23 protein-coding genes and 1 riboswitch are annotated in these 24,279 nt (G+C 39.5%); of the genes, 10 read left to right on the top strand and 13 right to left on the bottom strand.

Annotation, left to right across the window (positions count from 1 at the left end):
• Positions 1-49: 49 nt before the first annotated feature.
• Both trhA and NE363_RS03045 read left to right on the top strand, forming a co-directional pair.
• Complete coding sequence (gene trhA, locus NE363_RS03050) at positions 50-691, top strand: PAQR family membrane homeostasis protein TrhA (protein ID WP_445535797.1); 642 nt, start codon at positions 50-52, stop codon at positions 689-691.
• 133 nt (positions 692-824) lie between these two features.
• Complete coding sequence (locus NE363_RS03045) at positions 825-2,135, top strand: MFS transporter (RefSeq protein ID WP_445535796.1); 1,311 nt, start codon at positions 825-827, stop codon at positions 2,133-2,135.
• Between the two features lie 66 nt (positions 2,136-2,201).
• On the opposite strand, the gene NE363_RS03040 is transcribed toward NE363_RS03045, so the two are convergent.
• Positions 2,202-2,645 carry a hypothetical protein gene (locus NE363_RS03040; RefSeq protein ID WP_019457514.1) on the bottom strand — a complete coding sequence of 148 codons (444 nt, stop codon included), beginning with the start codon at positions 2,643-2,645 and terminating at the stop codon, positions 2,202-2,204.
• 131 nt (positions 2,646-2,776) lie between these two features.
• Entirely contained in the window at positions 2,777-5,500 is a 2,724-nt protein-coding gene (gene secA, locus NE363_RS03035; RefSeq protein ID WP_151792612.1) for a preprotein translocase subunit SecA, read from the bottom strand.
• Between the two features lie 407 nt (positions 5,501-5,907).
• Between secA and NE363_RS03030 the strand changes: the two genes are divergently transcribed.
• The 3 genes from NE363_RS03030 (at position 5,908) to NE363_RS03020 (ending at position 8,256) form a co-directional block, all read left to right on the top strand.
• A complete protein-coding gene (locus NE363_RS03030) occupies positions 5,908-6,546 on the top strand; it encodes a peroxiredoxin (protein WP_019457512.1) in 639 nt (212 codons plus the stop codon).
• 322 nt (positions 6,547-6,868) lie between these two features.
• Positions 6,869-7,681 (top strand): MBL fold metallo-hydrolase, encoded by an 813-nt coding sequence (locus tag NE363_RS03025; protein WP_191028861.1) that lies wholly within the window; start codon positions 6,869-6,871, stop codon positions 7,679-7,681.
• Positions 7,678-8,256 (top strand): dual specificity protein phosphatase family protein, encoded by a 579-nt coding sequence (locus NE363_RS03020; protein ID WP_419332506.1) that lies wholly within the window; start codon positions 7,678-7,680, stop codon positions 8,254-8,256. The genes NE363_RS03025 and NE363_RS03020 overlap by 4 nt, the downstream gene beginning before the upstream one ends.
• A gap of 28 nt (positions 8,257-8,284) precedes the next feature.
• Here the strand turns inward: NE363_RS03020 and NE363_RS03015 are convergent, their stop codons facing one another.
• From NE363_RS03015 to NE363_RS02995, 5 genes are all read right to left on the bottom strand, one after another.
• Positions 8,285-9,343, bottom strand: coding sequence for an SPOR domain-containing protein (locus NE363_RS03015; protein ID WP_081410023.1), 1,059 nt, complete (start codon positions 9,341-9,343; stop codon positions 8,285-8,287).
• Positions 9,334-10,620 (bottom strand): bifunctional tetrahydrofolate synthase/dihydrofolate synthase, encoded by a 1,287-nt coding sequence (gene folC, locus NE363_RS03010; protein WP_419332505.1) that lies wholly within the window; start codon positions 10,618-10,620, stop codon positions 9,334-9,336. The genes NE363_RS03015 and folC overlap by 10 nt, the downstream gene beginning before the upstream one ends.
• Positions 10,617-11,513, bottom strand: a complete 897-nt coding sequence (gene accD, locus NE363_RS03005) for an acetyl-CoA carboxylase, carboxyltransferase subunit beta (RefSeq protein WP_004705709.1) — start codon at positions 11,511-11,513, stop codon at positions 10,617-10,619. The genes folC and accD overlap by 4 nt, the downstream gene beginning before the upstream one ends.
• Entirely contained in the window at positions 11,510-12,313 is an 804-nt protein-coding gene (gene trpA, locus NE363_RS03000; RefSeq protein WP_004705707.1) for a tryptophan synthase subunit alpha, read from the bottom strand. The genes accD and trpA overlap by 4 nt, the downstream gene beginning before the upstream one ends.
• 247 nt (positions 12,314-12,560) lie before the next feature.
• On the bottom strand, positions 12,561-13,607 hold the full coding sequence (locus NE363_RS02995; protein ID WP_445535795.1) for an AraC family transcriptional regulator ligand-binding domain-containing protein: 1,047 nt from the start codon (positions 13,605-13,607) through the stop codon (positions 12,561-12,563).
• A 122-nt stretch (positions 13,608-13,729) separates the two neighbouring features.
• Here NE363_RS02995 and NE363_RS02990 point away from each other — a divergent pair, with 122 nt between their 5' ends.
• Positions 13,730-14,605 (top strand): metal-dependent hydrolase, encoded by an 876-nt coding sequence (locus NE363_RS02990; protein WP_445535794.1) that lies wholly within the window; start codon positions 13,730-13,732, stop codon positions 14,603-14,605.
• A gap of 8 nt (positions 14,606-14,613) precedes the next feature.
• Here the strand turns inward: NE363_RS02990 and NE363_RS02985 are convergent, their stop codons facing one another.
• The 5 genes from NE363_RS02985 to NE363_RS02965 form a co-directional block, all read right to left on the bottom strand.
• On the bottom strand, positions 14,614-15,609 hold the full coding sequence (locus NE363_RS02985; protein ID WP_151749784.1) for a DUF2804 domain-containing protein: 996 nt from the start codon (positions 15,607-15,609) through the stop codon (positions 14,614-14,616).
• Positions 15,610-15,875: 266 nt separating this feature from the next.
• Positions 15,876-16,088: a hypothetical protein gene (locus NE363_RS02980; protein WP_284080663.1), complete on the bottom strand. Its 213-nt coding sequence runs from the start codon at positions 16,086-16,088 to the stop codon at positions 15,876-15,878.
• A 152-nt stretch (positions 16,089-16,240) separates the two neighbouring features.
• The gene (locus NE363_RS02975) at positions 16,241-16,750 is read right to left on the bottom strand and encodes a DUF1543 domain-containing protein (RefSeq protein WP_445535793.1); all 510 of its coding nucleotides are present in this window, start codon (positions 16,748-16,750) and stop codon (positions 16,241-16,243) included.
• A 9-nt stretch (positions 16,751-16,759) separates the two neighbouring features.
• On the bottom strand, positions 16,760-17,989 hold the full coding sequence (trpB, locus tag NE363_RS02970) for a tryptophan synthase subunit beta (protein ID WP_004705701.1): 1,230 nt from the start codon (positions 17,987-17,989) through the stop codon (positions 16,760-16,762).
• On the bottom strand, positions 17,973-18,632 hold the full coding sequence (locus tag NE363_RS02965; protein ID WP_151740938.1) for a phosphoribosylanthranilate isomerase: 660 nt from the start codon (positions 18,630-18,632) through the stop codon (positions 17,973-17,975). Before NE363_RS02965 ends, trpB begins: the two co-directional genes overlap by 17 nt.
• 126 nt (positions 18,633-18,758) lie before the next feature.
• Positions 18,759-18,965: riboswitch (cobalamin riboswitch) on the top strand.
• Between the two features lie 24 nt (positions 18,966-18,989).
• On the opposite strand from NE363_RS02965, the gene NE363_RS02960 reads away from it, so the two are divergent.
• From NE363_RS02960 to NE363_RS02950, 3 genes are all read left to right on the top strand, one after another.
• Positions 18,990-20,840 carry a TonB-dependent receptor plug domain-containing protein gene (locus tag NE363_RS02960; RefSeq protein WP_191103400.1) on the top strand — a complete coding sequence of 617 codons (1,851 nt, stop codon included), beginning with the start codon at positions 18,990-18,992 and terminating at the stop codon, positions 20,838-20,840.
• Positions 20,841-20,934: 94 nt separating this feature from the next.
• Entirely contained in the window at positions 20,935-21,513 is a 579-nt protein-coding gene (locus NE363_RS02955) for a cob(I)yrinic acid a,c-diamide adenosyltransferase (RefSeq protein ID WP_445535792.1), read from the top strand.
• A 73-nt stretch (positions 21,514-21,586) separates the two neighbouring features.
• A complete protein-coding gene (locus NE363_RS02950; RefSeq protein ID WP_445535791.1) occupies positions 21,587-22,300 on the top strand; it encodes a glycerophosphodiester phosphodiesterase in 714 nt (237 codons plus the stop codon).
• A gap of 28 nt (positions 22,301-22,328) precedes the next feature.
• Here NE363_RS02950 and NE363_RS02945 read toward each other — a convergent pair whose 3' ends face one another.
• On the bottom strand, positions 22,329-22,859 hold the full coding sequence (locus NE363_RS02945) for an META domain-containing protein (protein ID WP_445535790.1): 531 nt from the start codon (positions 22,857-22,859) through the stop codon (positions 22,329-22,331).
• A gap of 208 nt (positions 22,860-23,067) precedes the next feature.
• On the opposite strand from NE363_RS02945, the gene NE363_RS02940 reads away from it, so the two are divergent.
• A complete protein-coding gene (locus tag NE363_RS02940; protein ID WP_445535789.1) occupies positions 23,068-24,240 on the top strand; it encodes an acyl-CoA desaturase in 1,173 nt (390 codons plus the stop codon).
• Positions 24,241-24,279: the final 39 nt, after the last annotated feature.

Below are 24,279 nucleotides of genomic sequence, written 5' to 3'. Positions count from 1 at the left end.
CTGTTTTGTATTTCTATACATTTGTATTTTTAATCAAAAAAATAAACTTATGAGTAAATCGGTGTTAGAAACTTACGACCCCAAAGAAGAACTTTTTAATGCCTATAGCCATGGTGCTGGCGTTATTATGGCCGTGGTTGCCGCTATCCTTTTAATTATAAAAGGATCTTATCTTTCAACTGCTCAGTGGGTAGGTTTGTGGGTATACGCTTTTAGCCTAATTCTCGTTTTTACCAGTTCGACTCTTTATCACTTTGCGCAAACCCAAAACTTACGTTACTGGTATAAAAAACTCGATCACACTGCTATTTATTACTTAATTGCAGGAACATATACCCCGTTTTTAAGTATTGCGATACCTACATCCAAAGCACATATATTACTTATCGCACTTTGGGCGATTGCTGCAATTGGTACACTTTTCAAGTTAGTTTTCATTCACCGTTTTCAGAAAATCTCATTACTTGCTTATGTTCTAATGGGATGGCTTGCCGTTTTTGTAATGGATGATATGCGTACTTATTTAAGTAAAGATGCTTTGATGTTCTTAATTACTGGGGGCTTAGCTTACACTGTTGGAGCATTGTTTTACGCATTAAAAAAGGTAAGATATACCCATGCAATCTGGCATATTTTTGTGCTTTTAGGTGCAGGAGCACACTTTCTTGCAATCTATTGGTACGTTATTTAGTCCATTTTTCACTCATATTCAGTGATCCTGAAAGAGTCATGGATGATGTTCTTTCACGCTATTCTTTAAGAAAATTATCTTTTAAAAAAGGATAGCAAACTAAAAATAAATTTTAATTGATATAAGGACTTATATGGAGTCAACCTCTGCGACTGCTGCTCCTGTAGTAGCCACTAATTCAAAAGCACGAGTTTTATTTGCAAGCTTAGTCGGTACAACCATTGAGTTCTTCGACTTTTATATCTATGCAACTGCTGCCGTGATTATCTTTCCACATCTGTTTTTCCCTGCCAGCAGTGGCAGTGCCGCAGTCTTACAGTCTCTGGCAACCTTTGCGATTGCCTTTATTGCCCGTCCTATTGGTGCAGCACTATTTGGTCACTTAGGAGATCGTATTGGCCGTAAAGCAACACTAGTGGCAGCTTTGCTGACCATGGGTATATCAACGGTATGTATTGGCCTACTTCCAACTTATGCACAAATCGGGATTGTGGCTCCCTTACTACTAGCGGCTTGCCGTCTAGGACAAGGTTTAGGTTTAGGAGGCGAATGGAGTGGCGCTGTACTACTTGCAACTGAAAATGCACCAGAAGGTAAGCGTGCATGGTATGGCATGTTCCCACAGCTTGGCGCCCCTATTGGTTTTATTTTAGCAACTGGATCATTCTTACTTTTAAGTGCGGCTATTCCTGAACAGGCATTCATGCAATGGGGCTGGCGTATTCCATTTATTGCGAGTGCAATTTTGGTCATTGTTGGTTTATATATCCGTTTAAAACTCCATGAAACTCCAGCTTTCCAGAAAGTTTTAGATAAACAAAAAGAAGTTAATATTCCATTTAAAGAAGTTGTCACGAAACATACGGGTAAGCTTATTCTCGGCACGATTGCAGCGATCTGTACATTCGTTGTGTTTTATCTCACTACAGTGTTCGCGCTTAACTGGGGAACGACGAAACTGGGGTATGCACGTGGTGAGTTTTTAGAACTTCAACTTTTTGCGACACTTTGTTTTGCAGCATTCATTCCTTTATCTGCTATTTTTGCAGAAAAATTTGGACGTAAAGCCACTTCAGTTGGCGTATGTATCGCTGCTGCGATCTTCGGATTATTCTTCTCTAGCATGTTAGAGTCTGGAAATACGCTCATCGTCTTTCTTTTCTTATGTACTGGCCTATCAATTATGGGTTTGACCTATGGCCCGATTGGTACAGTTCTTTCAGAGATTTTCCCAACTTCAGTTCGTTATACAGGTTCAGCATTAACCTTTAACTTGGCTGGTATTTTTGGTGCATCGTTTGCCCCACTGATTGCCACAAAACTTGCTGAAACTTATGGTTTATATGCAGTTGGTTATTATCTGACAGCAGCATCACTTTTATCATTGGTCGCGTTTTTATTAATACGTGAAACAAAAAATGACGATGTAAATAATCAGATTTAAATATTTTCAAACACCCTAATATAAAAAAGCCGGTTCAAAATTGACCGGCTTTTTTATATATGAAAATTAATTCATTGATGCAGGGTTTGCTGGCGCAACACCATTTGTCGCCGCTGGAGCAGTTACATTATTTGCTGCTACAGCTGCTGCACCCGCAACTGCGGCTTCACCAATTAAAGCAATTTTTGCTTTTTCTTGGCTTTTCGCAGACAACGCTGGGTTAGTTGCAACAATACGATTAATGTTTGCAGAGTTTGCTGGAGCAATCGCAGCAGTTTGTAAAATGATTGGGCGATTACCTGTATTACCCAATGTATAACGAATACCTGTACGAGGGCTAATTACCGTCGTATTTTCTTGCTTCACTACAGCCTGAGCCGAAGTTGGACCAGTTGCTGCACGAACTTTAGCAACCGTTGTTGTTTGAGGGGCTGAAGTTGTTTCTGCTGCGAAAACAAAACTTGGCACAGCAAGAACAGCTAAAAATAAGGGTTGTAATACTTTTTTCATTGTCTTTCCAACATACACTCTGGATGAGAAGTAAATAGCATTTAATGCTTAAAACTGCAAACATTATTCACAGGCTTACTACAAACCAAAAAAAAGCAGAACAATTGTTCTGCTTTTTTTTATCAAGCAAATTAAATTTTGCCGTGACACTGCTTATATTTTAAACCAGAACCACATGGACATGGTGCATTGCGACTTTCAGGAACAGGGAACATTTGTTGGTTATCAACCGACTCATTGAGTGTTTCCTGAGAAGCAGTCACTTCACCAGTTAAGCCATCAACATCATCATGCTCAAAAGAAAGCTTCATTGCTTCTGCTTGCTGTTGTTGTTGAGCTTCCATTTCTGCAAGCTCTTCTGGTGTTGGGATATGTACACGAGACAAATCAGTCACAACATCAGTTTTAATAACGCCCAACATGTTTACAAACAAGTTAAATGCTTCTTTTTTGTATTCCTGCTCTGGGTTCTTTTGCGCGTAGCCACGTAAGTGGATACCTTGGCGCAAATAATCCATTGCAGCCAAATGGTCTTTCCAATGACGGTCAAGAGAATTTAAAACGAAATGACGTTCAAGCATTGCTGCCGACTCATCACCCATTTGAGCACGACGTTGACGATAACGTGTAAGCACTTCATCGCTAATACGTTCAACTAGACCTTCTTCATCAAGACGACGATCTTGCTCTAACCATTCCTGAACTGGTAACTCAATACCTAAATCAATACGTAAAGCATTTTCCAAGCCTTCTACATCCCATTGGTCGTGAATTGACTCTGGTGGAATAAAGTTAGCAATCATGGCTTGCATGACTTCATGATGCATTTCTTCAACATATTCTTGTAAAGTGTTTTCCGCTAAAACTTCATCACGTTGTGAATAAATGATCTTACGTTGTTCATTATTCACGTCATCGTATTTCAATAGGTTCTTACGAATATCGAAGTTACGTGCTTCAACTTTACGTTGTGCATTTTCGATAGAACGGCTTACCATTTTGTGTTCAATCGCTTCATTTTCCTGTAAGCCCATTGCACGCATCATGGCAACAACACGGTCACCTGCGAAAATACGCATCAGGTCATCTTCAAGAGATAAATAGAAGCGAGAAACACCAGGGTCACCTTGACGACCCGCACGACCACGTAACTGGTTGTCAATACGGCGTGATTCATGGCGTTCAGAACCAATAATGTGCAAACCACCTGCTTGCAATACATCTTCGTGATCTTGTTCCCACTGTGCTTTCAGATGAGCTTCATCTTCTGCTGTCGGGTTTTCAAATTTGGCAAGTTTGGCTTTCCAGTTACCACCTAAGATAATATCTGTACCACGACCAGCCATGTTGGTTGCAATTGTTACTGCATTTGGGCTACCTGCCTGAGCAATAATATCTGCTTCACGTTCATGCTGTTTAGCGTTCAACACTTCGTGGTGAATACCAGCTTGCATCAACTTAGAAGATAGAATTTCACTGGCTTCAATGGTTGCCGTACCAATTAGAATTGGTGCAACACCTTGTTCCCGAATATTCATAATTTCTTGAATAATCGCATTATATTTACCATTACGGTTTAAGTAGATTAAATCGTTTTGGTCATTACGAATCATTGGTCGGTGAGTCGGAATAATGACAACATCAAGACCGTAAATCTCTTTCATTTCCGCAGCTTCAGTATCAGCAGTACCTGTCATACCTGAAAGCTTTTTGTAAAGACGGAAATAGTTCTGGAATGTAGTTGTTGCTAAAGTTTGGTTTTCAGGCTGAATTTCCAAGCCTTCTTTTGCTTCAACTGCTTGGTGCAAACCTTCTGACCAACGACGACCCGGCATTGTACGACCAGTGTGCTCATCAACAATGATCACTTCACCATCATGAATAATATAGTGAACATCACGTTGGAATAAGAAGTGCGCACGAATAGCAGCAGACACGTGGTGAACAAGGTTTAAGTTTGTTGCTGAATATAAGCTTTCACCTTCAGCCAACAGGCCCATTTGAATGAGTTCTTGTTCTACAGTTTCATAACCGATTTCAGTCATTTCAACTGAACGCTGCTTTTCATCAATCCAGAAATGTCCACCATCGGCAACTTTTTCTTCTTTTTGCGGGTGTAATTTTGGTGGAATCGTATTGATTGCAGTATAGAGGTGTGAAGAGTCTTCACTTTGACCAGAAATAATTAATGGGGTACGCGCCTCATCAATCAAGATTGAGTCAACTTCATCGATAATGGCATAGTGCAAACCACGTTGTTTCTTTTCTGCCAAAGAAAACACCATGTTGTCACGCAAGTAGTCAAAACCAAATTCGTTGTTGGTACCATAGGTAATGTCAGCAAGGTAAGCCGCTGCTTTTTCTGACGGTTCTTGCATTGAATAAATTGTACCAATGCTTAAACCTAGAAATTCAAATAATGGACGGTTTAACTCAGCATCACGTTGTGCCAAGTAATCGTTCACAGTAATCACATGAACGCCTTGACCACTTAATGCGTTTAAGTAACACGCTAAAGTACCCATAAGGGTTTTACCTTCACCGGTACGCATTTCGGCAATTTTGCCTTCGTGTAGAGTAATACCACCAATCAATTGCACATCATAGTGACGCATGCCCATTACACGTTTTGCTGCCTCACGACAAACTGCAAACGCTTCAGGAAGTAACTTATCTAAACTTTCGCCATTGTTATAACGTTGTTTGAATTCTGGAGTTTTTGCAGATAAGTCTGCATCGCTTAAAGCTGATATCGTCGGCTCGAGCGCATTGATTTGCTCAACAATTTTGCGCATGCGTTTGAGTTCACGCTCATTTTTTGTACCGAAGATACCTCCGATCAGACTTGCCAACATGGATAAACTCTCTAAATCTTGCTTGGTCAAATGAATAAATTTTTTCTCAGTCGTTTATTATGGTGCCAGAAATTTGAAGTACAAGGGTTTTGCACAAAACCCATAAAAAAAATCTGATAGTTAGACAAACGGTTTCAACCTTTCTCTAAGGCCGCTGAATATGTCCGGCACCTAAAAACTCAATATTAACGCTCATCTATTGAACACAACTTCCGAGAAATCTAATTTAGCAAATTTATCTTAAAGTTACATTGATTCAGTTCTTAAATTAGTGAGTTTTAGTCATATATATTTACACTTATATAAAAAATTCATAATAAAATAAAAAAACAATAATTTTAATAATAAATAAATTGCGTCATATTCATTTCAACACATAACAAATTTTAAGCAACTGAGGAAAGATCATGACATTACGATTAGGAGACACTGCCCCTGATTTTCAACAAGAATCAAGCGAAGGCACAATTCATTTTTATGATTTTTTAGGCGATAGTTGGGGCATTTTATTTTCACATCCCGCTGACTATACACCTGTATGTACAACAGAGTTAGGTTATACAGCAAAATTAAAAGACGAATTTGAAAAACGTAATGTTAAAGCGATTGCCCTATCTGTAGATGATGTTGAATCGCATAAAGGCTGGATTAACGACATTAACGAAACTCAAAATACTACGGTTAATTTTCCAATTATTGCTGACAAAGACCGTAAAGTGTCTGAACTTTACGATTTCATTCATCCAAATGCGAGTGAAACACTTACAGTTCGTTCTTTAGTCATTATTGATCCAAACAAGAAAGTTCGTTTAATTATTACCTACCCTGCTTCAACTGGTCGTAACTTCAACGAAGTCTTACGTGTCGTGGATTCATTACAATTAACAGATAAGCATAAAGTGGCTACGCCTGCGAACTGGAAACAAGGTGAAGATGTTGTGATTGTTCCTTCTTTAAAAGATGAAGAAGAAATTAAACAGCGCTTCCCTAAAGGCTATACCGCAGTAAAACCTTATTTGCGCCTCACACCCCAACCTGATGAGTGAGGATAAAGCGAGCATCGCTCGCTCTGAACGCAAGACGAACAGCTATGCTGTGAGTTAGATTAAAGCCTTTAAAAAGGCTTTAATCGAGGCGCAAGACAAACGTAGTGCGTAGGCAAGCATCTGAAATGCTTATTTTCAAGACAAGCAAACTGCGTAACCAATAATAAAAAAAGCATAAAGAAAACTAGCCCAAACATAGAACCAAATGTTTCCATCTCCAAGCCATCTCACCCGATGGCTTTTTTTCATTATTGAATACACATGGTTTTTAGTGTCGAGATCAGTTATAACTTCCAAGGAGTTTGTTCAAAAAACAATAATCATGATCCATAAAATTCATCATTTAAAATGCGGCAGTATGTGTCCTGTCTGTGCACCTTTATTTGGGCAGAAAGGCTGGAAAGCCGAAGTTGTATGCCATTGTCTTTTAGTAGAGACGGACCGTGGGCTTGTACTCATTGATACAGGATTTGGTCTGCAAGACTATTTACACATGCAACAACGCCTTGGCTCGTTAGTTAAACGTTTGGGGAAAATTGAGACGAATCTTGAATTCAGTGCAATCCAGCAAATACAAAAACTAGGTTTTCATCCTAAAGATGTACAGCACATCTTTGTGACTCACCTCGACTTTGACCATGCAGGTGGCATTTCTGACTTTCCTCATGCCACAGTTCATGTCTTAGCCACTGAATATAATGCTGCACAATTACCTAATTTTAAAGGTAAACTTCGCTATAGAACCAATCAATATAATCAGCATCGATACTGGAATTTCGTTGAATATCAGCAAGGTGAAAAATGGTTTAATCTTGAAAAAGTAAAAGGTTTTCCGTTATTCCAAGATGAAATTTTAATGGTGCCATTATTAGGCCATTCCGCTGGACATTGTGGTATTGCCATCAAACAACAAAATCAGTGGTTGTTGTTCTGCGGAGATGCTTACTACTCACATCTAGAGTTAAATCCTGAAAATAAATTAAGATCGCTAACGCTTCTGGAAAAAACGTTTGCAGAAGATAATGAAAAGCGTCTTATTAACCTTAAAAAATTACAGCATTTGGCTCAACATGAGCCAACGATTGAAATTATTTGTGCCCATGACCCTCATGAGCTTCGACGGTATCAAACATGAAAAAACTCTCCCTCATCGCCCTTGTTCTGTGTCTAAACCTACAGGGATGTATGCAACATGAAAGCATTGCACATGAGCAAAGACCTAAAGATTGGGGAACTTTAGTTTCCGAAGCACATAACTTTTACCAAGTGAGCAATGATGTTTTTCGTAGCGAACAACCAAATGCTGCAATGATTCCCGAATTAAAACGTCATGAAATCGGAACTATCATTAATTTAAGAGCTAAAGACTCAGATGAATTAGTATTTAAAAATGAAAAATTTAATCTTGTTCACGTTCCTATCGACACATGGGCAATTAACAGACAAGACCTGTTAGAAGTCATGCAGCAAATTAAAATTGCTAAACAAAATAATCAACGTGTTTTATTACACTGCTACCACGGTTCAGACCGTACTGGTGCTAGCGTAGCGATGTATCGAATTATTTTTGAACATTGGGCAATTGATGATGCAGTCAAAGAAATGAAGCAAGGCGGATACGGTTATCATATTATTTGGAAAAATATTGACCGTTTATTTACCCCTGAAAATGTAAAATGGATTCAACAACAATTGTCGAATCCATCTTAATTAGATCTTGAATCAACCTTAGATCAGATTAGCGCTGATCTAATGGCACCCAATCAATGACCCAAGCTGACTTCATGTTTAAACTGGAGTCAGACGTAATTTTCTTACGAGCTGCATCTGCGGTATCACGGTCTTTCGCAGGTCCAACCATAATACGGATACCTTTACTGGTCGGACTTGTCGTGACCTTATAACCTTTAGCACGTAGTTTAGAGACAACAGCATCTGCATTTGCCTGATTGGCAGCCAATGCAACCTGTACCATCCACTTTTTATCGCCATTTTCAAGCAGCTCACGCGCTTTCTCAGCTTCAGCTTTTTTCTCAGCGTCAGCTTTGTGCTTAGCTTCTGCTGTTTTCTTTTCTGCTTCAGCATGCTTCTTAGCTTCAGCTTTTTTGTCTGCCTCGGCTTGATGTTTAGCTTCTGCCGCTTTTTTCTCGGCTTCTGCTTTATGCTTAGCTTCAGCAGCTTTCTTATCAGCTTCTGCTTGCTTCTTGGCTTCTGCAGCTTTTTTATCTGCTTCTACCTGACGCTTTGCCTCAGCGGCTTTTTTGTCGGCTTCTGCTTGCTTCTTTGCTTCAGCCGCTTTTTTATCGGCTTCTGCTTTAGCTGTATCTACTGACTTTTTTGTATCAGTTTGCTGTCCTTTTGTCTTTCCATCAGAACCTGCAACTTCAGGAGGAATGTTATCTGAGCTTTCTTGAGCAGCAGCTCGGCGAGCATTAATTGCAGCATATTCGGCAGCAGCTTTACGGGCTGCATCTGCTTCTGCCTGTTGTTGCATTGCCAAGAATTCGGCAGCACGAGCCTCTTGTTCCGCTACAGCTTTTTCACGAGAACGGCGTTGTTCTTCAAGAAGACGTTTTTCTGTTTCTACATCCACTGCAAGCGGTTGTAGCTGTACCATCTGCCCTTCTTGTGCTGATGGCTTTGGTTTAGCGTGTAATTTCGGTGATGTTGAGGTCTGTGGTTCAGCGCCCACATGTTTTATTTCTTCATTTCCTTTTAGAAGTAATGCTGCCAATAAAACACCACCACCTAATAAAACAACGCCACCCATCCAGCGTTGTTTGTTATTCATTGACATTCTTCCAAATACTCCCAAATCGCTTCTAAAGTATGAAACGAACCACAGGCTAAAATCAGCTGATTGTTATTTGTTTGCTCAAGCGCTGATTTAAAAGCCTCTTTGATATTGCCAAATTGTTGTATTGTCTGGCCTTGTAGGGCGTCATTCAACTGCTGAATCGGTGCAGCACGCGGCACATTCAACTCAGCAATTTTCCAATGTAAAACAGTAGGTTTCAATAAATCCACTACTGATTTTATATCTTTATCTGCCAGCATTGAAAATACTGCGACAACTTCTGTGTACTGTTTATTGTATTCTAAGAAATTTCGCAATTGCTTTAACAAAAATTCAACACCATGTGGATTATGTCCGGCATCAAAAATTACGGTTTTTCCATCAACTTGGCGCACTTCAAAACGACCTGCTAAGCGTGCATTTTCAATACCCTGCTCTAGCGCGCATTGCGAGATTTCAAGTCCGCTATTTAATACAGCAGCCACTGCCCCTGCAATATTTTCAATTGCAAGTGACCCTAGTGGTAATTTTAAAGTAGTTCCTTCACTTGCAAAATACCAGTGTTTTCCGTCACTGGCGAGTTTATAAAAATAATCTCTATTGATTGCATATAGCGTCGCTTGTGAAGAATTGGCTTTATCTTGAATAGCCTGAGGTAAAGATTGTTCACCTGCAAAAATCACTGGAATATCAGGGCGAATAATACCTGCTTTTTCAAAAGCAATTTTCTCAATGGTATCGCCTAGCCAGTCAGTATGATCAAGACCGATATTGGTGATTACAGCAATATTAGGATCAATGACGTTGACGACATCAAGACGCCCACCTAAACCGACTTCAAGCACCCATACATCGCATTGCTGTTGCTTAAAAATGACAAAAGCAGCCAAAGTGGTTGCTTCAAAAAAAGATAAGCTTAAATCGCAATCACGACGAGCCTGATCAACTTGCACAAAAGCATCAATCAGGCTTTGATCATCAACCTCGACTCCACCTAACTTGACCCGTTCGTTAAAACGATAGATATGCGGTGATTGATACAACCCAACTTTATAGCCTTGCGCTTTTAATATAGATGCAAGTGTAGTTGTGGTTGAACCTTTCCCGTTCGTTCCGGCAACAGTAAAAACTTTAGCAGCGGGTTTAGTCACGCCTAATTTTTCTGCCACCGGAATAACACGTTCCAGACCAAGATCGATCCCTGTAACGTGAACATGGCTCCAATAATTGAGCCATGTATCTAAAGAGTCTGTTGAAAGTGGAGCTTGTTGTTTCAAGGTAAGTTCATCAATTTCGATACAAGTCGAGATACAGTATCACGTAAAGCATGACGATGAACAATCTGATCGATTACACCATGATCAAGCAAATATTCAGCACGTTGGAACGGTTCTTCCAATGTTTCACGTACAGTTTGCTCAATTACACGTTTACCAGCAAAGCCAATCATTGCTTTAGGTTCTGCAATATGGATGTCACCCAACATTGCTAAAGAAGCTGTTACACCACCATAAACTGGATGTGTTAACACCACGATATAAGGTAAACCAGCATCTTTTAATTTTTGAATCGCAGCAGAAGTACGCGCCATTTGCATAAGCGACAACATACCTTCTTGCATACGCGCACCACCAGAAGCTGCAAAGCAGATTAATGGTTGGCGTTTTTCAATTGCAAGCTCAGCAGCCTGAACAAAACGGTCACCTACTACAGTACCCATTGAGCCACCCATAAAGTCGAACTCAAAAGCACATGCAATCATGTCTACGCCATTTAAGTTACCTTGCATGGCAATTAATGCTTCCGTTTCACCAGTTTTAGTTTGCGCTTCACGCATACGTTCTGGATACGGTTTGCTATCAACAAACTTTAATGGATCTTTCGCGCTAAACTCTTGACCTAATTCAGTCACAACATTGTCGAAGAACCAGTTTAAGCGATCGCGAGCTTTCATTTTTAAGTGTTCGTCACACTGTGGACATACATACGCGTTAAAAGATATAGCTGTACGTGTCACTAAAGCATGACATTCAGGGCACTCAATAGTCGGCTCAGTAAATGTTGCTTTGAGAGTCTGTTGCTCATCTGCAACTTCAATACCTGGAACTGGTCGTTGTGTCCATGGTGTCGAAGGGCTAAGAACTTTCCCTGATTTCACTTCTTGATTCATACTAACTCATCGAGCGCTGCTCGAAGCTCCTTGACTTTATTCACCGTCTGTTCAACAGCTTCTTCAGCTGTCAACGTTGCAAAAGATTTAACGAAAGCACTACCTACAATCACAGCATCTGCAGCACTACCCATCGCTTTCGCGGAAGCAGCATCACTAATACCAAAACCAACGCCAACTGGAACGTTAGTCATACTCTTGATTTTTTCAATACGCGCAGCCGCTTCAGAAGTATCTAAAGTCGCTGCACCTGTTACACCCTTAAGTGAAACATAGTAGATAAACCCACTTGCCTGATTTGCTACGTGTTGAATACGTTGATCGGTTGAAGTTGGTGCAAGTAAGAAGATTTGGTCCATATCATGCTGTTTTAAGATTGCACCAAATTCTTTTGACTCTTCTGGTGGTAAGTCCACAAGTAATAAGCCATCTACACCACATTGTTTCGCATAAGAAACAAATTTTTCATAACCAATTACTTCAACAGGATTGAGATAACCCATTAAAACTACAGGTGTTTCCTGATCCTGTTCACGAAACTCTTTTACCATGTTCAATGCATCTAAGGTATTAGTCCCTGCTGCAAGTGCACGTTCAGCCGCAAGCGCAATTACTGGCCCATCAGCCATTGGATCTGAAAATGGTAAACCAAGCTCAATGACGTCTACTCCTGCCTCAACCATTTTATGAAGTAACGGTACTGTTACTTGTGGCTGTGGATCACCCGCCATGACGTAAGATACAAGTGCTTTACGCTGTTGGGACTGCAACTTTTCAAAACGGGTGGCAAGACGTGACATAGGGTTGTGCTTTCCTTGAATTATTTAAAATTGAGGAGTTGTTTGTAGAAATACAAGAACATCGCATTTTAACGCTATTTTTTGCTCATTGAACAGGTCTAACGTTATGGCGATATTCGATTGTATGATTCATACAACCCATGGCGTACATTTATCAATATTTTGAAACTTTTCTCAATGATCAAAGCTTCCTATTTTTGAGTCATTATTTATTTGCAATTTGAGCAAAAAAACATCAAAAACTCTATTACTCTGTATTTTTATGGGCGAGTTGCAATTGCTTTTTACGAGTGAGTAACGTTTGTCCTGTTAAGTTTTTATGTGCTCTTGCAAGTGCAGACTGATCGGAATAACCCAACTGGTCAGCAATTGCTGTAAGACTTTCATTTTGACTTAACAATATCTCGCAGCGCTTCATACGCTCAGCATCTAAAATTAATTTAAATGAAGTGTTTAATGCCTGTAGTTGGCGTTGCAAGCTCCTCACTGAAACATTGAGCTCGATGGCAATATCTTCTATTTTGGGTGCTTGCTGTTTATGCTTGAAATATTCTTGTACGATCCAATGTATTTGCTGAACTAAATCGGTATGTACTTTTCTTTGAACCAAAGCTTCTTCGGCTTGTTTTACTAAAAGCTGTACTAAAGTTGGGTCTGCATGCTGGGGACGAACATTTAAACTTTCACTTGCAAAAGTTAATGCATAGTAAGGTCGGTCAAATGACAATTTACACTGAAAGAACCGTTGATAATGAACGAGCGCACCTCGAGGTGGATGTACAAATTCAATATGCTGTAAAAGAAAATCATGTAAGGGAGCAATCTCTTTAGCGAGCTGTACCATTGCTGCTAAAGTTAACTCACTAAGTACAATATTACTGGCATCAACTAAAGGCCAATACAATCGAATTTTAGAAGCATCTTGCTCAATTTGTATAGGTACAACTTGCTCGCCATCTATGACTAAGCGGTGAAACTTAGCAATATACTGAACCACTTGCCCCAAAGTATCACTTCTAGATGCCATGTAACCCAGCACCCCAAAGTTGGCAGGTGTAATACAGGCTGCCATTTCTAAAGCCAAATTGGTCACTTGCAATCGAGATTCGGTCAATTCTAAAAGCTCAATGAAAAGATGCAAAGAAGATTGAGCATCAATAGAGGCAGACAAAATATTTTGAACTTGGCGAGTTTGAGTGTCATTTAAATTAAGTGTCTGCCAAGCGACTCCCTTATCTTTTAAATACGTATTCCAAAGATAAAAGTATCCGTTAGAGATCGTAAATTCTTGCATGGCGTTTCCTTTTTTTTACTGCCATCTTGTCGCAAACTGTATAAAAATTGGCGATAACTGTCAAAACAAAGCCGACCATTCACGACATACTAAGGAAAAGCTTAGTTGCGAGAAATACAAAGATGAACGCACATGTTTCTTATCAGGTCGAGCCAGTGGTTCGCAAAGATCTAGATTTTCATTTAAATGAAGCACCACGATTTTGGTTTAATAACGATCCCTTTTTGACTCGTATGTTTGATGCACTCAGCTTAACCTTTCCAGACGGAGAGCGTTACTTCATTGAATGTGTACGAATGTTCCGTGACAAAATTGATGACCCAGGACTACAAAAGCGAGTGGCAGATTTTATTAAACAAGAAGCTCAACATGGTATTGCCCATGACAAAATGAATCAGCTCATGAAAGAGCAAGGTATGCCTGTAGATGAGTTCACAAGCACACTTAAAAGAATTTTCCGTTTTGAGCTTACCCAACGTTCACCACAATACAATATTGCCATGACAGCAGCAGCTGAACATTTAACAGCATTAATGGCGGAAACTTTTTATAGCAATAAAAAAACTTTAGAAAATGCACATCCTTATGTTCGTGCATTATTTGCATGGCATGCCATTGAAGAAATGGAACATCGAGATGTTGCATTTGATGTTATGAGACAGGTGGGCGAAGTTCCAGAGTCAACACGTCGCTTTGTACTTGTTTTAACAACTGTACTCATGTTTGGTTTTACACTCTATAGAACCAACATTATGTTGAAATGTGATGGCTTTAGCCCTAAAGAAAGGTTATCGATGACACTCAAAGGTTTACCTTGGTTCTTTGGAAAAAATGGCACATTAACCGCCATGAAAAAACAATATCTGGACTGGTTTAAAAAAGATTTTCACCCAAGCCAACATCCAGTTATTCGTCAATATCCTGTTTGGATCGAGACTTTAGAAAAAACAAATGACCCAATCGCAGCGGGTGAAGCATTTTGGCAAGCAGGTTTATAACCTGCTTGTTACCATTTTGCATAATGTTGTTCTAGTAGCCCGTATTGCTCATTGCAAGTGATTGTATCAATTGCCTCATGTTCAATACTGCCGCTAATTTTAGCTTGCCACTGATTGAACTGACTTCCAATCATCCTTAAATTAATGTTTTCGTATCGACACCAACCAATATGGACTTGCAGATTAAGCTTTTGATCTAAAGAGCTAATTTTCCATGTCTCATCATTTATTTTTTCAAATAAAACATCTGTAAGTGGAAATAAAACGCCATTCACCCATAAACAGTTTTCATTACCAAAACTTTCATTAACCCCAGAAGCCAAATTCAACCCAATACGTCGCCCCTGCTCATCCCAAAAATTACATGAAAGCCAAAACCACGCTGTTTCAGGACGTAAAAAACCACAGGTATCATCTAATGATGCAAATGTCTTTTCATCAAATTGCACAAGTTGTTTTTGTTTACTCATGAACATACCTTCAACAGCCAAAGTGGTCTGCTTTTGGGTATACGTCCAACCATTAATACCTGTTGGGGTACACAAACTTAAGATATCTGTCCCCGCACAAAAAATACGGGCACTCAAACAAATTTCACCATATTTAGTCACCCGAATGTATCGCACACCATTGGCATGCTGAATATCGATCTGATAAGGCGATTTAGAAAAATAGCTTTGATTAAATAACGGCTGTTCATCAAGATGAGTTTTATGACCTAAGGGCTGAATCGCATTCCACTCAATGACTTGCTTTGTTTCATGATCATAGATATAGAAAAACCCATGTCCAACCCAACCAATATCTGCAATTGCTAAACCAATACTGTAGTGCTTATGCTGAATGCCGCAGAATTTAAATTTTTTATACTTTAATTGCTTCCGCCAGCCCTTTAAGGCTTTACCATAAGGTGTTTTATAAATATAACGTTGTACATGAATGGTCGACGGTACAGATTCAAAACGCCCATAACGAGGCTGTCCATTTTCTTGAATTAAATCCATTATTTATTATCCGTTGATTTCCTGCTCATCTATTGACTAATAATAGACTGATCACTAACCAATTGGCTACTTATCTGTTTTGATCTTCAAATAAGTTTTGTTGAGCCATAAAAAAAGAGCATATTGATATGCTCTTTTTCTATTATTCACTTAAATCGATATACGATAACTTAAACTCTTTGAGGGTCTATTGCAGTAGCTATGACCCAATCCATCAACAAAATCAAATTCAACTCATGATTTAAGTGCAATTCAATTTCTAAAAGTTAAGCATCATCATCATTTGCTTGTTCTGGTTCTGACTCTTGCTCGTTACTGTCCTGATTTTCCAATTTTTTCTCAGCGATTTTTGCTGCTTCATAACCAGCAAAGGCACCTGCTGCTTTTTCTAGAAAACCTGCATCTGGATCTAATTTATCGACGCCTTGTTCTGCGATAATTGCACCAGCAATTTTACCTACTTCATCTAGAAGACCCATTTTGATTACTCCAAAGAGCTTATGTTGAGCTTCTAGTCTAAGCAGATGAATTGTAAATAGTGCTAGAAAAAAGTTGCGATTTGAGAGAGCTATACATGAGATCAGCAACTTTTTATATTTTATTTTTGCCTTTAAGCCTTTTTTAAGAACACTTAGAGAAGTAAATAAGTGTTTTCCCAACACGTTGGATTGAACTCACCTTGTACTAATTGGATATAACGACCTGCAATATGGTCAATCGGAATGCAATCATCAATATCCACTACACGGTCGGTATGTGGCTTATACCACTCTTGATCAATAAACTGTTTACCTAATTGTTTTGCACTTACCGCATTAGGTGCAACTACCAAATGATAACTATGTAACTCACCAAAAGCATTAGGTGTATAGCCACCCAGATTAATCAAATACAACTTTAGATCTGAAGCTGACGGCGCTGCATCAGAAAACTGGATTTGATAGTTCTGCCCTTGAGAGTTAACACCAGAGAGCTTGGCCCAAGCATCGATATGTAATCCTTGAGCCTCACCAAACCAAGCCTGTTTAAGTTGAGGATAAACTTCTTCCAAAGTATCTCCTACCGCCATGACAACATCATGGACTTCTGTATTAGCACGTGCATGACGCCCGCCTAACATCACCATAAACAAACTTGGCATTGTATCCTCTTACATTTCGACCATTTCTACGCCATCAATGCGTGCAACTGTCATTAAATCTTTATCACCACGGCCTGAAACAGTGGCAATAATAATCTGATCTTTAGACATGGTTGGTGCAAGCTTAGAGACATACGCCATTGCATGTGAGCTTTCAAGCGCAGGAATAATCCCTTCAATCTTGGTTAAATCACGGAAACCTTGCAGCGCCTCAGTATCATTAATTGGCACGTATTCTACGCGCTTCATATCTTTCAAGAAGCTATGTTCAGGACCAACACCTGGATAGTCCAAACCTGCCGAGATACTATGTGTCTCGATAATTTGGCCTTGTGCATCACTCATGAGGTAAGTACGGTTACCATGCAACACACCAACATGCCCTGCATTTAATGGTGCAGAGTGTTTTCCAGTTTCAATACCAAAACCAGCAGCTTCAACGCCATACATTTTCACGTTGGCATCATTTAAGAATGGATAGAACAAGCCCATTGCATTTGAACCGCCACCCACACATGCAACTAACGCATCTGGTAAGCGACCTGCTTGCTCCAGGATCTGTTTACGTGCTTCACGGCCAATAATAGATTGGAAGTCACGAACCAATTGAGGATATGGATGTGGTCCAGCAACTGTACCAATCACATAGTAAGTACTATCAACATTGGTTACCCAGTCACGCATTGCTTCGTTCATGGCATCTTTTAATGTTTTAGAACCGCTTTGCACAGGTACAACTGTAGCACCCAACAAACGCATACGATAAACGTTCATTGCTTGACGTTTAACGTCTTCAGCACCCATATACACAACACATTCAAGACCTAAACGTGCTGCAATTGTTGCTGTTGCTACACCATGTTGCCCTGCACCAGTTTCGGCAATAATACGTTTTTTGCCAGAAAGCTTTGCCAATAATGCCTGACCAATCGTGTTATTTACCTTGTGTGAGCCTGTATGGTTCAGGTCTTCACGTTTAAGATAAATTTGCGCACCACCTAACTCTTTTGACCATCGTTCAGCATAATAAAGTGGACTAGGACGACCTACATAGTAGGCGAGGTCACGGTCGAATTCTGCCAGAAACTGTTCATCATTTTTCATGCGGGAATAGAGATTTTCTAAATCTTCTAATGCCGCCATTAATGTTTCTGACACAAAACGTCCGCCATGGATACCGAAATGCCCATTTGCATCTGGGAATTGGGTATAGTCAATCACATTATTTTGCTGATCCACGTTGGACTCCTTGCATAAATCGTTCAATGAGTTGTTGGTCTTTTATACCTTTTGCGGACTCTACGCCTCCGCTCACATCTACTGCAAAAGCACCGGTAGTATGAATAGCGTCAATGACATTGTCAGGGGTTAAACCACCTGCCAAAATTAATGGAATATCAAGTTTCGGGAATTTAGACCAGTCAAACTGATGACCTGTGCCCCCTTTAAGCTCAGGATGCCATGCATCGAGCAATACAGCACTGGCACCAGCTGCCTGATATTTTTGAATTTCAGCAACTACATCCAGATCAGGTTTGACCTGAATCGCCTTATACCAGCGACGTTTACAATGGCGAGCAATATCTTGGCATTGTTCTGGAGTTTCATCGCCATGTAGTTGTAATACATCTAGGGGAACACAATCAAGTACATCCTGAATTTCAGTGGCACTCGCATTTACAAACAAACCCACCATTTGTACATAAGGCGGAATAAGTTTTGCTAATTCTTGTGCTTGTTCAACTGTTACATTTCTTGGACTTGGCGGGAAAAAAACAAAACCTATCGCATCTGCTCCAGCTGAGACTACTGCTTGAACATCTTGCTTACGAGTAATTCCACAGATTTTTGCTCGTGTACGTTTTTGGTTTGATGGGCTCATGATCTGCCTAAACTACAACCATTTTTTAAAATAAACGCCATTGTAATGCAATTTTTGTCCCTTGCGTAAAAGTTCTCTGGGAATTGGTCTAAATGACATTGTCGGAAGTAATTCGGCACTTTATACTGCGTTCAAATGGAAGCAAGTGTAAGCAATTGATGCTTTAGGGAAGCTGGTGAAAGTCCGGCACTGCCCCCGCAACGGTAACAATGTAAAGCATATTTTTTAAGTCGAGATCGACTTACACCACTGCAGTGATGTGGGAAGGTGAATATGTCCATAAATGATTTATGGCGCTGAAGTCCGGAGACCTGCTTGTTTCATCTATCTACCCGATCATTCACGTGGGGTGAATGTATGGAGCATGTTATGTCTAAGTCTTTTCAACCTACCCGTCTGGTGGGGGCTATCGCTATTGCGATGGGGTGTTCACCTGTTATTTTTGCTGAAGATACAACTACCACAACTCAGCTCGATCCAATTGTAGTGACTGCTTCAAAAAGCGCAGAAAAAGCGAGTGAAGTTCCGGCGCGTATTTCAGTGATTGATGAAAAAACCATTGCGCAGAATCCTATTGCAGACTTACCTTCTTTATTAAGAAAAGAAGCGGGTTTAACTGTTCATCAAACAGGCGGTTATGGCCAAACAGCTTCTGTATTTATTCGAGGAGCAAGTGCTGGACACACTCTATTTTTACAAGATGGCATGCGTTCAAATACAGCAACTGTAGCAGGTCAAAATATCCAATTATTTGATACAAGCGATATTAAACAAATTGAAATATTACGAGGTCCTGCATCAGTTCAATACGGTACTGATGCTATTGGTGGCGTAATTCAATTAATATCGAAAACTCCTACAGAAAATAAAGTCTTTACTACTATCGAAGCTGGTGAAAAAGATACTTATAAATCTATTTTAGGTATAGATTTAGCCCAAGACGGTTATTATGCTCAAATTCGTGGTCAACGTTTTGAAACAGATGGTGATCAAATCATTAGCAATGACGAACGTAAAGCTGGCTTTGATCAAAAAGGTTATTCAGCTAAAGTTGGTGTTGATAAAGAGCAATATGGTTTATCAGCTGAAATCAAAGAAAATAAAGGTACTGGTGACTTTTTTTCTTATGGTGCACCGCAAGCCTATGATTTTACTAACCGCTTATACAATGTTAATGCCCGTCTTAATTTAACTAACAATATTATTTGGAACACACGTCTTTCTCAATTTGAAGACCAATATAATTTAATAAAAGCAGCGTACCCATCAATTGTAAATACAAAGCAGCAAGAGATAGATTCAAATATTAAATGGCAATTTACACCAAGCCAAAATCTTTTATTTGGTATAGAACATAATAAAACAACTGCCGAGAAAGTAGTTGCTTATAGTGGCGATACAGGATTTGATAATTCTAATAAGACGACTGGCTATTATCTGCAACACCAATATCAACATAATGGTATCAATACCCAAGCAGGTATTCGTGTAGAAGACAATGATCAATTTGGTACACATACTGTCGGACAGCTTGCTGGACGTCTTCTTATCACCCCAACAACTAGTGTATATGCAAATATTGGCACAGCTTTTCGTGCACCAGTTGTAGGGCAAATTATTACAGAACCAGCTTGGTGGGGTGGAAACCCAGATTTAAAACCTGAAGAAAGTGTGTCATATGAACTTGGATTTGATCAAAAACTAAATCATGGTTTCAATATATATGGTTCGGTTTATCAAACTAAAGTTGATAACTTAATGGTATCTTCTGCCGCAACAAATTACGTATTTTATAATATTGATAAAGCAACCATAACTGGTGCTGAGCTAGGCTTAAAGTGGTCATTAAATAATTGGTTTATTAATGCCGAATATGCTTATGTCCAACCTAAAAATGATGAAACTGATCAAGATGCTCCAAACCGTCCACGTCAAAACTTCAATATGAATATTGGCTGGGATAATGGTGTATATGGTTTCAACACAGCTTTTGTTGCAAAAGGCAAAGCAAAAGATACACAAGATGTCCCTGGCTATACTACTCTTGACTTTAACGCTTATTGGCAAATGAACCCAAATGTCAAAATCTTTACTAATATTCAAAATTTATATGATACGAAATATAAGACAGCATGGAATACAGAGGTTAGCTCATACTATATTGCCAGTGGCCGCCTTGCATCAGCTGGTGTGACATTAAGCTACTAAGCAAATCTTTATTATAAAAATATTTTCTTAACTCCAGTTTCGGGGTAATGTTTTGACCGACATTATCCCCTTTTTTATGTTCAGGATATCCATCATGGGACACCGTTTAAGTAAAATCTATACACGCACAGGCGACTCAGGTACAACAGGTTTAGGCGATGGCTCTCGTGTTGCCAAAGATGATTTACGAATTGCGGCACTTGGTGATGTCGATGAACTCAATGCGATTATTGGTGTACTACGCGCACAAATCACGACCAGCCAAGTGACCAATAAAGCAGATTGGGACAAGAGTCTAAGCCTAATTCAACATTGGCTTTTCGATTTAGGTGGCGAAGTTTGTATTCCAAACTACAATTTACTTCAGCCCGTTTGTATTGAGTTTCTGGAAAAAGAAATTGACCGTATGAATGAAGATTTGCCTATGCTGAAAGAGTTTATTCTGCCATCTGGCTCTTTATCTTGCAGTTATGCTCATCAAGCGCGTGCTGTTTGCCGTCGTGCAGAACGGTCACTCATGTCAGTACAAACGCGTGATCAAAATATTCAAGCCACGGCGCTCCAACTTTTAAACCGTCTATCAGACTGGTTATTTGTCGCATCTCGTGCTCTACAGCGTGCCGAAGGTGGACAAGAAGTCCTTTGGCAAAAAAATATTAATGAGATTATTTAAAAATAGACTAACTTAAGTATGGTCTCTACTTTTGAAGAGACCATAACCAACAATAACTGAATAGAAGAAAATTATGCGCATTATTGGTCATCGTGGTGCACGCCGAGAAGCTCCTGAAAATACATTAGGTGGTTTTCAGCACATAAAAAACTTAGGTATTCGTGGTGTCGAATTTGATATTCGTCAGCTTCAGGACCAAGAATTGGTCGTTATTCATGACGATAATTTTTTACGTACAGCTGGAGTCGACCAAATTGTTGAGCAGTCCACTTTGGCTCAAGCTTTAACATTTGATCATCGCCAAAACTGGCCCAACTGGCCAAATTCAGAGCCAACACCCACTCTTACAGATGTTTTAAACCTGCTTGATAACTTCGATCATATTGAAGTTGAGGTTAAAGCTGTCAGAGATATGGCTTTTGCAGAAAAGTTAGTTCAAAAGCTTGAGTCTGAATTACAGGGTTATGAAAAAGTCGTAACTATCACAAGTTTCGATCTTCAAATTTTAACTGCCTTACGTGATATCAACTCACAATTTAAGCGCGGTTTGTTAGTTGAAATTCCAGTTGGAGCCACAGCAATTGAACTCGCTCATCAATATGGTTGCGGTCATATTGGTTGGCATGACCAACTTGCTACAGATGAAATGATTCAACTGTCTCATCAAGCAGGTTTAAACATTAGTGTATGGACAGTAAATGATGTAGAAAGAGCCAAAAGGCTCCGTGATTTAGATATTCAAGGTTTAATTACAGATATTCCTACAACAATGCTCGAAGCGCTTTAAATAGAAAAAAGGTGGTATTAACCACCTTTTATTTTTTCTCTGCCTGAATCAGGCGTTGTCCGTTCTGATCAAGTAAATACAAGGTATTACCTACCAACTGGAAGCGTTGAATACGTTGTAAGGAATCAACTAATTCTGCTTCTTGAGCCAAAGCGCCATCACAACTCGAATGACCGGCATTAACTTCCATATCTAGTTTCTTTTGGTTGAAGTCGAAAGTATATCGACCAAAAATACGGTTACATCCCGTATGACCAGACACAGTTTTGACCGCTGAGTTCAATGAAAGAGTCGGCCATTGGTTAAAGAATTTTGCCTTATGCCCATTGATCTGAGTAATTTGCCAATCAATGTCTTGAACACCTTCTGGGCTCACTTTCTTCTTGACTACTTGGGTTTGTATATGGTGTGTAGACTTTACATGGCCTTTTTGAATATTTTTTTGCGGCGTGCTTTGACATGCTGCCAATACAAGGCTGATTGTGATGAAAAGACATTTCAATGGCAATTTCTTTGCAATATCAATGCTATTCTTTTTTCTCAATCGCTGTATTTTCATTACACAACTTCTCCTATCTGAAATGTTGCCAAGCATGGTTTAATTCTGTTACGGTTCTTTCAGTACATCTGTACAATAATATTAGTGATTCTCACTAAGCACATGCTAATATAATGTTCAAAATAGCAATAAATCTTGATGATTGGTTTTGCTATGTCGTTTTGTCTTTTTACCTTGTTTAACAAGGTTTCTAGGAGCGCTGCCGGATATGACTTCCGCCCCACTCAAGGCCCCAATTAACTGGACCGCTAGCATTACCTTAATTGGTTTACCAATTCTTGCTGCAATCATAATCCCGATTTATGCGTATTATTATGATTTTAGTGTAAGCGCATGGGTAAGCTTATTTTTTCTTTTAGCGTTAAGTAGCATGGGGATTACTGCTGGTTACCATCGTCTTTGGGCACACCGTGCTTATGAAGCGTCATTACCACTTAAAATTCTTTTAATGATTGCAGGTACATTTGCTGTACAAAACAGTATCCTGTTTTGGGCATCTGGTCATCGTACTCATCACCGTCATGTTGACCATGTGGATGAAGATCCATACTCAATTGAACGTGGTTTCTGGTATGCCCATATGGGTTGGATGATCCGCGATCATTCTCCATCTAAGCCAGACTTTAAAAACGCACCTGATTTGCTCAATGACAAACTAGTGATGTTCCAACATAAATACTACGGTCTAATGGTTGTAGCAGTTCATGTGGGTATTTTAGGTTTAGTTGGCTGGGCAACTGGCGACTTATGGGGAGTTGTACTTCTCGGTGGTTTATTGCGTTTAATCATTAGCCATCAAGTAACATTCTTTATTAACTCACTTTGCCATATGTTTGGTAAACGCCCTTATACCGATGAAAACTCAGCACGCGATAACTTCTGGTTAGCGATTGCAACATGGGGCGAGGGTTATCATAACTATCACCATATTTTCCAATACGATTATCGTAATGGTGTGAAATGGTGGCAATATGACCCAACTAAATGGTTAATCTGGACATGTTCTAAAGTTGGTTTAGCAAAGAACTTACGTCGTATTCCAAGCTTTAATATTAAAAAAGCAGAATTGGCAATGAAGTTTAAATATGCTGAACAAGACCTTGCTATTTATGGCCATGATGTAAATGCGGACATGAGCCAAATGAAGCAACGCATTGCTCAAGAATATGAAGCATTTACCCACACTTTAAATGACTGGGCGAAACTCAAAGAACAAGAGTTACAAGCGAAGAAAGCAGCTATGGCTGAAAAGATTCATAGAATGGATCATAAGTTAAAGGTTGATTTCCAATTGCTTGAACATCGTTTGAGTCACCACCGTGAGTGTTTAGAAACTTTAATGCGCAACATTAAAAAGAACACTAACGTCGTACCAGACTAATACGACTCTAGTTTGAAATAGCGCCTGTAAAAGCCATGC

This window comes from Acinetobacter sp. G18 (genome assembly GCF_052660225.1).
This window is presented reverse-complemented; position numbering and strand designations above follow the sequence as displayed.

Bases quoted from the DNA above. Each gene is read 5' to 3' on its own strand.
- trhA (WP_445535797.1), top strand. From the start codon at position 50: ATGAGTAAATCGGTGTTAGAAACTTACGACCCCAAAGAAGAACTTTTT.
- NE363_RS03045 (WP_445535796.1), top strand. From the start codon at position 825: ATGGAGTCAACCTCTGCGACTGCTGCTCCTGTAGTAGCCACTAATTCA.
- NE363_RS03040 (WP_019457514.1), bottom strand. From the start codon at position 2,645: ATGAAAAAAGTATTACAACCCTTATTTTTAGCTGTTCTTGCTGTGCCA.
- secA (WP_151792612.1), bottom strand. From the start codon at position 5,500: ATGTTGGCAAGTCTGATCGGAGGTATCTTCGGTACAAAAAATGAGCGT.
- NE363_RS03030 (WP_019457512.1), top strand. From the start codon at position 5,908: ATGACATTACGATTAGGAGACACTGCCCCTGATTTTCAACAAGAATCA.
- NE363_RS03025 (WP_191028861.1), top strand. From the start codon at position 6,869: ATGATCCATAAAATTCATCATTTAAAATGCGGCAGTATGTGTCCTGTC.
- NE363_RS03020 (WP_419332506.1), top strand. From the start codon at position 7,678: ATGAAAAAACTCTCCCTCATCGCCCTTGTTCTGTGTCTAAACCTACAG.
- NE363_RS03015 (WP_081410023.1), bottom strand. From the start codon at position 9,343: ATGTCAATGAATAACAAACAACGCTGGATGGGTGGCGTTGTTTTATTA.
- accD (WP_004705709.1), bottom strand. From the start codon at position 11,513: ATGAATCAAGAAGTGAAATCAGGGAAAGTTCTTAGCCCTTCGACACCA.
- trpA (WP_004705707.1), bottom strand. From the start codon at position 12,313: ATGTCACGTCTTGCCACCCGTTTTGAAAAGTTGCAGTCCCAACAGCGT.
- NE363_RS02995 (WP_445535795.1), bottom strand. From the start codon at position 13,607: ATGCAAGAATTTACGATCTCTAACGGATACTTTTATCTTTGGAATACG.
- NE363_RS02990 (WP_445535794.1), top strand. From the start codon at position 13,730: ATGAACGCACATGTTTCTTATCAGGTCGAGCCAGTGGTTCGCAAAGAT.
- NE363_RS02985 (WP_151749784.1), bottom strand. From the start codon at position 15,609: ATGGATTTAATTCAAGAAAATGGACAGCCTCGTTATGGGCGTTTTGAA.
- NE363_RS02980 (WP_284080663.1), bottom strand. From the start codon at position 16,088: ATGGGTCTTCTAGATGAAGTAGGTAAAATTGCTGGTGCAATTATCGCA.
- NE363_RS02975 (WP_445535793.1), bottom strand. From the start codon at position 16,750: ATGCCAAGTTTGTTTATGGTGATGTTAGGCGGGCGTCATGCACGTGCT.
- NE363_RS02965 (WP_151740938.1), bottom strand. From the start codon at position 18,632: ATGAGCCCATCAAACCAAAAACGTACACGAGCAAAAATCTGTGGAATT.
- NE363_RS02960 (WP_191103400.1), top strand. From the start codon at position 18,990: ATGGAGCATGTTATGTCTAAGTCTTTTCAACCTACCCGTCTGGTGGGG.
- NE363_RS02955 (WP_445535792.1), top strand. From the start codon at position 20,935: ATGGGACACCGTTTAAGTAAAATCTATACACGCACAGGCGACTCAGGT.
- NE363_RS02950 (WP_445535791.1), top strand. From the start codon at position 21,587: ATGCGCATTATTGGTCATCGTGGTGCACGCCGAGAAGCTCCTGAAAAT.
- NE363_RS02945 (WP_445535790.1), bottom strand. From the start codon at position 22,859: ATGAAAATACAGCGATTGAGAAAAAAGAATAGCATTGATATTGCAAAG.
- NE363_RS02940 (WP_445535789.1), top strand. From the start codon at position 23,068: ATGACTTCCGCCCCACTCAAGGCCCCAATTAACTGGACCGCTAGCATT.